Origin of the sequence: Dendronalium phyllosphericum CENA369 (assembly GCF_016056275.1) — a bacterium.
Classification (GTDB): domain Bacteria; phylum Cyanobacteriota; class Cyanobacteriia; order Cyanobacteriales; family Nostocaceae; genus Dendronalium; species Dendronalium phyllosphericum.
The window spans coordinates 1-4,676 of the sequence record NZ_JAECZA010000150.1 but is presented as its reverse complement, the minus strand read 5'-3'; the positions used below and the strand labels follow the sequence as shown (position 1 = coordinate 4,676).

Genomic DNA, 4,676 nt, shown 5'->3' with positions numbered 1-4,676 from the left:
GTAGGGAGTAGGGGAAGAAATTAGCCCCGAAAAAGGTTAAAGCCTCGCCCGCAAGTGGCGCGAAAAATCCTTGTATTGCACAAGATAGGTTGAAACCCCGCCCCGAAGGGGGCGGCTTAGTTTCCCTACTCCCCAATCCCTACTCCCTACTCCCTTTTATAGCCTTTCTAAGGCAAATGAAGTACAAGAATAGGGGCGAACGGTCGTACCCTACGGGAAGGGCAAAGCCCTACGCCCACGCCCTTGCAATAATCTGTACTCCACAAGACTAGGAAACGCTATACAGCAGTTTGTTATTTAATGAAGTACGGTGTCTAAGTTAAAAAGCTATCCTTTTTTAATTTCTGAATCCTGACTTCGGAATTCTGCTGTAATTATTCAGACTCTGGAAAAGTCTGCACCTTACCATCAGGGCTGAGAACTACTCGAATTCTGACATTTTGTCCGTATCTATTCGCAGAAACAAAAGGTTTACCAATATCAGGCATCCCAGTGCTATCAATAAATTCTCTAGCTGACTTATTCAGGGGTAAAATTCGTTCGATTGTGCCATCAACACCTACTATCAAACTATATTCTAGTGTTTGTCTTAATCCAGAAGGTGGCTGCCAGCGCTTTGTCAGGACGCTTCTAGCTTCTGCAATTTGAGGGGTATCAAATAATGTGCCAGTAGCAATCTGTGGTGATGTAGGGGTTTTGGATTCGCTTCTTAATCTTGCTGCTAAGGAATCACCCGAAGAAGTAGTTGTAGATGCTAGTTTCGACGAGGGTTTTGCATTAGAGGAAGTTGTTCCTGAAGAATTAATTCTGGTCTCTAATTGGCTTGGATCTATTGATGAATAGCTTGGAGGAAGAGTACTACTGTTACTAGGTAGGTTAGCTCCAGACGGAGGTACTACTGGGATATTAGAAGATAAACTGTCTGTATTTGAAGAAAGACTAGGTGGTAAATTCCGCTTGTAGGGAAGAGCAATTTCGCTTTGGGAATTTGTCTGTGTTGAGTATTGCTTGAGATTTGGGGCAATAGCAATTTGCTGACGGGGGATTGTTGTAGATGCTGTACCTTGTTGATTGCTACTCAAACCAGGAATTGTCCCAGGAGGTATATTCGAGGTATTGTTCGCCGCCGCTGGTTGGGATGCTGGGGGCAAACCAGAAATAGAAGATTGAGATTTGGTGGAGAAACTGGAATTAGAGGATGTCAGGGGTTGTTGGGGCAAAGTGGAAGTAGAAAATGGAGGGGTAGTCCCTATTGATGGTAGCGATCGCAAATTGTCTGGGGGAGTAAGCCCAGGTTGCGGTGCGGGAAAGTCGAGTGCAGGTGCTTGAGCAATTTCTTCCTGGTTAGGAGCAGTTTTTTTGGCTGTTTGCGGCTTGTATTGTCTAATACTATTGGCGTATTGAAATGTTATTGGTAATAAACCCACACCTAACACCAAGACTGCGGCAACAGGGGCCCAACCAGGGAACTGCCGAGCATAACTTCTGTTGTTGACAGTTGGTAATGCCATAACATCAGTTGAGTACTCATCTAGGGCAGTGGCTAAATCGAACAGTTGCAGCAGAGTGAGTTTAACTACAGGGCCAGATACTGGATTGGCAAGAAAACCGAGGTATAAATTGTGCGTTAAATAACTGCTTGATTCTAAATATATCTTCCCTGGGATCTGGGAAGTAAAAGATGGGAATGTTTTAGTTGGTAATGAAGCTCGGTCGAAATCTGTTAATTCTGAATCGTTAGGTACTTTGCTGGAATCTTTGAGTCCAGAGAAACTCACCCAAAAACTTTCTGGAGGTTGTTGCAACAATTGTTGTACGTAGCTAATGACTGCATCGCATAAAGCTTCGAGTTGGTCGCGATCGCCTCGAATGATAATTCTACGTTCTTCAGGTAATTGGGGGTCGTCAAAGCGTAGCTCAAAGCTTAACTGTTTGAGAACAGTTTTCCCCATCCAACTAGATAAGGGCGAACTTTGGGCTAATATCTCTAGCGTACAAGTAGGAGGTGTGTAGCGACGAATGACAGAATTTGTTAAAGGCATGGCAGGAACTGCGAGAAAAACAATTTGAAATTTTGGATTTTGGATTTGCGGTAGCACAGCCAAGCGCGAGTCCGCGAGCGTCTTTTGAATTAGAAATCTAAAATCTAAAATTTTGCAGAACGGTCTATAAGTGCTAGCCAGAGACGGCGATGTCCACCAGGGGCACTGTAAAACAGTAAGTCTACAAGCAGTTTTAGTGCCAGACGAGTAAGTAAATCTGTCGAGATTTGTTCGTCTTCTTCCATCCGTTCTTGGTAGATGTTACAGAAAGCATCGATATAATCTCCAAGTAAGGCAGCCTGATGAGGTTCCCGGTTGTTTTCGGCCATTTGTTCTAATAGACCAACAGCACGGCGAATCAGTTCTTGGTGCTGCTTGGCGAGGTAGCAGACGATTAGAACAAGCGATCGCGCTTCTTCTACATCTAACTTTTTTCGCCCTCCTTGACCTTTACGTAGAGGATTTGACTGACGTAATCGCCACAATGCTACCCGGTCTGGCACTCTTGACTCTAAATTGAGATTAACTGCTGCCGAGAGCATTGCTTCGGAACCAATGCCAGTTAAAGTTTCTAGCGCCAACAGCACTAAGTCTAACTGGGTTTTGATATTATCCCATTGAACCGTGTTTGGGGCTGGAAGCTTGATTAAATCCTCCCACTGGGAATTCGGAGTAGTTGAATTGGCGGTCAAGTGCATAACTTTTAGCATAGGTGATCGGGCTGATAGGGAATGTTGCTGTTACCCATTTTGAAACCAGACTTTCGAGGATTAAAGTTGGTTTCCTATAGCTAGCGAGAAGAGGTAGGGGAGCAGGGGGAGATAAAACTACTAACTAATAACTACTAACTCCTAACTCTCGATTCCTGACTCAGCTTTCAACTGCATAGTTGTTGTTGTCATACTGCATCACGAGCTGCAACTAGCTTTTTTAATTTTGGTAAACAGCAGTATCTCTGTCTTACTGTACTAGATGAAAAATTTTTTTCAACACAGAAGTAAAATATCTACCCAATAGTCATTTGCTAAGTCTTAGAGCTATTTCAGTACAATAGTATAAATAAATATCGCTTTCCCAGTTAATTACTAATTGTTAATTGCCGATTTTAGCTAGGCAATTAGTAATTGAAAATGAAGAATCAGTAGGGTTTACTAGTTATATTTATTGCCAATCTGTACAGCAGTTAGGAGGTAACAGGGACAAGAAGAAAGGTTTGGATATTGCCTTTACCCTTTTGACAAGGTTCTCCTGCCTCCTGTCTTATTCAATAGACTTCTTGCAGAAGTCGCTAAAAGGGTAAGGGGTAAGGGGGAAAGGAATAAAAAAACCTTTTACCTTTGTCCTTTACCCACAAGAGTGCAAAAGTAACTTTTGCTCATAGGTCTAATGCATGTGAGCAATTGTCACCCCAGTGCCACCGTCTGCTTGTTCTGCTGCTTCGTAGTGGCTGACTCTGGGATGCTGTTGCAAAAATGCGTGAACGCCCTGCCGCAGCTTACCAGTGCCGTGTCCGTGAATAATCCATATCGGCCCTGTAGCTTCTGAAATTGCTTTATCTAAAATTAATTCGGAATCAGATACTCGCTTACCACGCAAATCAATTGTATTTTGGGAGGTGCGAATTGCTGGGCTACTTTGGGGTGACGGCGTAACTACTGCTGCTGGTTTTGGTTTAACAATTGGCTCTGGTTTTTGCCCATCTAGAGATTCAATGTCTTGCAGCTTTATTGTCATCTTCATGATTCCAAAGCGGACAGTTAATTCACCATCCTCATCGGGAGCATTTAACACTTCCGCTGTTTGCCCAAACTGAGAAATACGGACGCGATCGCCTACTTTGGGCATAAACCCAATTTTTGGTTTCTGTGGCAATGCTGGCTGATATTTCTGGGCAATTTGATTTAAAGCATTGGTTGCTTGTTGGGCATCTTGGGCTTTTGGCGTACCTTTTTGCAAGCGGCGAATCACTTGAGCGATTTCGCCTTTTGCTTGGGCGATCGCTTGCTGTATTGCTACTTCCTGCGAAGCCCGCAAATCGCGTTCTCTCTCTTGCAAACTTGCGGCTTTTGCGGATACTTCTTTATATAAACGTTCCGCTTGTTGTAATAAGTCTTGTGCTTCAGCAGCTTTGGTTTCCTGGCGGCGACGTTGCGCTTCTAACCCAGCAATCACCTGATTAACTTCGTCTGTTGCCTCTCCTACTTGAATTTTTGCCTGTTCTACCACCTCTGCTTTTAGCCCCAATCGCCGCGCAATCGTCAAAGCGTTAGAACGTCCGGGAATACCCCACAACAAACGGTAGGTGGGTGAGAGAGTACTTTCATCAAATTCTACAGAGGCATTTTCAAACCGTTCATCTTCGTATTTCAGCGCTTTCAGTTCGCCAAAGTGAGTTGTGGCAATCGTGAGTTGGGCATGGTTAGCGAGATATTGCAGTAAAGCGATCGCTAAAGCACTACCCTCAGCTGGATCGGTTCCAGCACCAACTTCATCGAGTAGGACTAGGGACTGGGGATTAGGGACTGGGGATTGGGAATTTTTCTTTCTTACCTCCTCATCCCCCTCATCCTCCTCATCCTCTTCATCCTCCTTGTCCTCCTCATTCCATCCCCGCGTCCCCGCGTCCCCGCGTCC

At 44.4% G+C, this 4,676-nt stretch carries 3 protein-coding genes; all 3 read right to left on the bottom strand.

The window, feature by feature from the left end:
- Nucleotides 1-374: 374 nt before the first annotated feature.
- Complete coding sequence (locus I8752_RS21110) at nt 375-2,042, bottom strand: DUF4335 domain-containing protein (RefSeq protein WP_214434249.1); 1,668 nt, start codon at nt 2,040-2,042, stop codon at nt 375-377.
- A gap of 104 nt (nt 2,043-2,146) precedes the next feature.
- Nucleotides 2,147-2,752, bottom strand: a complete 606-nt coding sequence (locus I8752_RS21105; RefSeq protein ID WP_214434248.1) for a DUF3038 domain-containing protein — start codon at nt 2,750-2,752, stop codon at nt 2,147-2,149.
- 673 nt (nt 2,753-3,425) lie between these two features.
- The coding region (locus I8752_RS21100) for an endonuclease MutS2 (RefSeq protein ID WP_214434247.1) at nt 3,426-4,676 on the bottom strand (1,251 nt) is incomplete at its 5' end.